Genomic DNA, 3,552 nt, shown 5'->3' with positions numbered 1-3,552 from the left:
AGGTGAATAATATCTATTAGATCACAGACATCGATACGCCACAAGCTCAAAAAACAACCAATTAACTTTATTTGTTAAAAAACGTTGAAAACGTCTTTCTGGAGAAATTCTACAGCCTCAACGCCGCACTAAGCGGCAAAAAACAATTGGCTAAACTTGTGAGGCACGAACAAAGCCAACTGTTTTTGTCCTAATTAATTAGCTTGATACTCATTGAGCCTCCTCCCTAGTAAGCCGCATCAGCGGTATGCTTAAGGTGACTAAACCAACAGGAGAAAACTCAATGAGATTTTATAATAACTCACATTCATACTACTGTAGTATCGATTTACATGCACGCTTACTTTATGTCTGTATCATTGATTCTAAAGGGGAAGTTGTTGCACATAAAAAGATTGGTGCTGACAAAGATGACTTATTACTCATACTAGAACCCTATATCGGCAATGTGATTGTCGGCGTTGAGTGCATGCATTTTAGTATTGGGTGTCAGATTGGTGTGCTGAACTTGGGATTGATTTCATTCTCGGCCATGCGCTGTATATGAAGGCGATTCACGGCGGTAAAACCAAGAATGATAAAGTCGACTCCTTTAAAATCGCCTCATTATTACGTGGTGGCAACTTTCCTATAGCTTATAATTACCCTAGTGAAATGCGCGCTGTCCGAGACCTATTACGTCGACGAATGAAAATTGTCCGTCACGGTGCCATGCTCAAAGGTCATGTGGTTAACACCAACAGCCAATACAACTTGCCTGCAACTGAGTTAAATCTTAAAAGCGTCAGGCAGCGATAAGATCGCAATAAGAGAGCCTCTATATGTGTTTGCATGTTTTGATTTCTAAGAGCACGATGATTTGACAGCTAAATGACAGACGAAGTAGATGAATTTGTTGATTGATTTGAATTTGACTGCAAAAGCAGTCAAATAAGTTAGGCTCGCCTATTGACTGGCGGAAGGCTCATATGTGTTAGCTTTTTATAAACCACCCGTAATATACCGTTCAAAACCATCACAGTTTTGGTAATAACTAGGTTTTTCCCAGTTATTTCTGTCATTTACTTCTTTTTCAAGGCGCTTCATATCTATTACCTCTGCACTTGGATACTGCTGATAGATATGGAAATACTCTCTTGTGACAGAGCGCTCTTTGTTAGGGCCAAAAAAACAAAAACTTAAACCACCCTTATCTGCACCTTTTGGATAACCATGCCCGTCAATAATAAGTTTATCAAAGAAAATAGCTCCACCATTAATAGGTATATTATTAACTTTTGTTACACCATTAATACTAAGTGAAAGTAGCTTTTCTTTTTCTAACCATACCTTTATGGTGGCATTATCTAATTGGCAAATACTTGTATCTATTACTCCTGGATATATTACACCTTTATCTTCTAGTTCTTTCCTAGCAGCGTTAGGCAAATCCTTTGTAGTCTCGTCATATAATTGTTCAGGATGATTAACATACTCAAATTTAAAAGTTACGAAATCTAGCGATTTATAACAGTTTTGAAATATGAAAGGTACCCCATAATCTGCGAATGCAAATTTAGGTATAAAAGTAATTATACAAAGTATTAGGAATGAAAATTTCATCAATAAACTCCTTTTTATGTTGATGGTATCGGCTGAAAAGCTAACGCTTTACATATGGGGATTTTAGGAGCGCCTTTTCAGCGAGTGAAATTCCCACCATGATGTTTTTGTTATGTTTTTGATTACTATGATATACCGATCATCCAAGGCATGGCGGCACCAAAAGTGACAGATAAAACTCCAAGAATAAATTTTATGTGATTCATTGAACTACATTTTGAGTACATAAATATACCTGTAAAAAAAACAAACACTGACCACATGACAGACCCCATAAAATAAATAGCAAGAGCACCTTGATTTACTGAGGTTGTATAACCTGGCCCAGCGATAAAATTTAAAAGGAATGTAATAATTAATCCTAGAACAGGAAAGAAACCTAGCATAAAGATTCTTTTATTAGACAACCATTTATTCATGCACGAATCCTTTCGATAAAAAACATAACGCCCCTCTAATAAGTGAACCAAGTACTGGCTGGCGATTTGCTCTGCAAATGGCATGAAAGCATTGGAAAATCTTAATTCAGAGGCTTGTTAACTTACGTCACGCCATATCAATAACTGGTTTAGCGACAGTGACACCGATAATTAGTAACATCAAAAAAGGGACTGCATGGCACAATATCATCGGATACTTGCCAACAGAATCCTTCGTTGGGATGAAAAAATAGGGGTCAACTTTAAGTAAACATTTATAGAAAGGCATCAATATGGGCTTAAACCAAGTATGAAAATAATACCCACTTACAGTCACTATCTGTACTTCAATAAGTAATAAGAATATATCAAGCCCAACAGCGTCAACAAACAAAACTAAAGACACTAACTCTGGGTTAAGTAGCAATACACAGACAACCGATATTGTCGCTATCTCCCACATCCACTTTTTGATGTTCATAAATCCTCCATGATTAAGTAAGTTAACGCACGCTTAAGGGGCAGACAACGCGACTACTGACCTTCCGCAAACACCGTAGTCACAAAAACCAACGCATAATAAAAATGCCATGCGTTGGCTGTCCCTCTTGAAGCGTTTGTTAGCATTATCTAACCTAATTCGGATAACTCTTGTAGAAGCGACTCCAATTTACGCTCTTCTTCTTGAATCTTATTTTAGTATTTTCTGACTTTGTTATCCTTGCCACTTCCCTTTGCTTCTTGTAAATCTAAGTTATATTCGGCAATTTTATCTTTAGTTTCTTTAATTTCGTAAGCTAAATCTTGCTTAAGTTTTGTGTCACTACAATTGGACTTGGCTTCCGCTAGGGCAACTTTTAGTCCTTCTATCTTTTTTTGATTATTAGCTAACTGAGCACTTTCTATTTGCTGCTCAATCTCACAATACTTTCTTTCACACCCAGAAAAACCTGAACAGTTCAATGAAGCAAAACTATAAAATGACAATATAGACAGTACAACACCGGAAGATTTAAACATTAAATTTACATTTGCTCTTTTCATTAACACAACTAATTTTAATTAATTTTACAAGGGATAATTAAACTACAAAATGGTGAATTGTCACACAACTATTATACGCGATGATTGATTTCTATCATTTGAATATGACCATTTAAGTCCTCAGAATGCTAACAGCTTATTGAACGGCTCGACCGATAAAGCCGCACGTTTAAGTTATTGATTAATATCATCCTACATTTGCTATGTCTTTGAAGTAAAGCAATTTAATGACTCTTACATTCAAATATAAAACTTAAATTGCACGTTAAAAGTGTCGATGGCAAATGTAAAAAATAAACCAAGTAAGAGCAATATATTAGAGCAGCCCTATTTTTCTCAACATAGTCCTTTAGACTGCTTTTTATTCATATATTATTGTTATTCCGTCAAACCCATTATGACGGTATATAAACACGGTGTAGGTAACGTAAAGGGGGAAATGATGATGGGAACTGGATATTTAGAAGCAATTAGACAACAACGTTCA

General features: G+C 36.0%; 5 protein-coding genes and 1 pseudogene. 2 read left to right on the top strand and 4 right to left on the bottom strand.

Annotated elements, in window-relative coordinates; all coding sequences use genetic code 11:
• Positions 1-283 precede the first annotated feature (283 nt).
• A pseudogene (locus H5185_RS21450) lies at positions 284-795 on the top strand (transposase); the annotation flags it as partial.
• A gap of 186 nt (positions 796-981) precedes the next feature.
• On the opposite strand, the gene H5185_RS21445 reads toward H5185_RS21450, so the two are convergent.
• The 4 genes from H5185_RS21445 to H5185_RS21430 all read right to left on the bottom strand — a co-directional run bounded on the left by H5185_RS21445 (position 982) and on the right by H5185_RS21430 (position 3,065).
• On the bottom strand, positions 982-1,602 hold the full coding sequence (locus H5185_RS21445) for a hypothetical protein (protein ID WP_182698635.1): 621 nt from the start codon (positions 1,600-1,602) through the stop codon (positions 982-984).
• Between the two features lie 125 nt (positions 1,603-1,727).
• Entirely contained in the window at positions 1,728-2,021 is a 294-nt protein-coding gene (locus tag H5185_RS21440; protein ID WP_182698634.1) for a hypothetical protein, read from the bottom strand.
• Between the two features lie 127 nt (positions 2,022-2,148).
• Positions 2,149-2,502 (bottom strand): hypothetical protein, encoded by a 354-nt coding sequence (locus tag H5185_RS21435; protein ID WP_182743160.1) that lies wholly within the window; start codon positions 2,500-2,502, stop codon positions 2,149-2,151.
• A gap of 215 nt (positions 2,503-2,717) precedes the next feature.
• Positions 2,718-3,065: a DUF1090 domain-containing protein gene (locus tag H5185_RS21430; RefSeq protein WP_220494515.1), complete on the bottom strand. Its 348-nt coding sequence runs from the start codon at positions 3,063-3,065 to the stop codon at positions 2,718-2,720.
• Between the two features lie 277 nt (positions 3,066-3,342).
• On the opposite strand from H5185_RS21430, the gene H5185_RS22820 reads away from it, so the two are divergent.
• On the top strand, positions 3,343-3,552 hold a 210-nt coding region (locus H5185_RS22820; protein WP_220494514.1), incomplete at its 3' end, for a hypothetical protein.

It is taken from the genome of Shewanella sp. SG44-6 (genome assembly GCF_014164185.1).
GTDB classification, from domain to species: Bacteria; Pseudomonadota; Gammaproteobacteria; order Enterobacterales; family Shewanellaceae; genus Shewanella; species Shewanella vesiculosa.
This window is presented reverse-complemented; position numbering and strand designations above follow the sequence as displayed.

What these genes read in the sequence shown, in the direction of transcription:
- H5185_RS21445 (WP_182698635.1), bottom strand. Translation starts at nt 1,602, where the DNA reads ATGAAATTTTCATTCCTAATACTTTGTATAATTACTTTTATACCTAAA.
- H5185_RS21440 (WP_182698634.1), bottom strand. Translation starts at nt 2,021, where the DNA reads ATGAATAAATGGTTGTCTAATAAAAGAATCTTTATGCTAGGTTTCTTT.
- H5185_RS21435 (WP_182743160.1), bottom strand. Translation starts at nt 2,502, where the DNA reads ATGAACATCAAAAAGTGGATGTGGGAGATAGCGACAATATCGGTTGTC.
- H5185_RS21430 (WP_220494515.1), bottom strand. Translation starts at nt 3,065, where the DNA reads ATGAAAAGAGCAAATGTAAATTTAATGTTTAAATCTTCCGGTGTTGTA.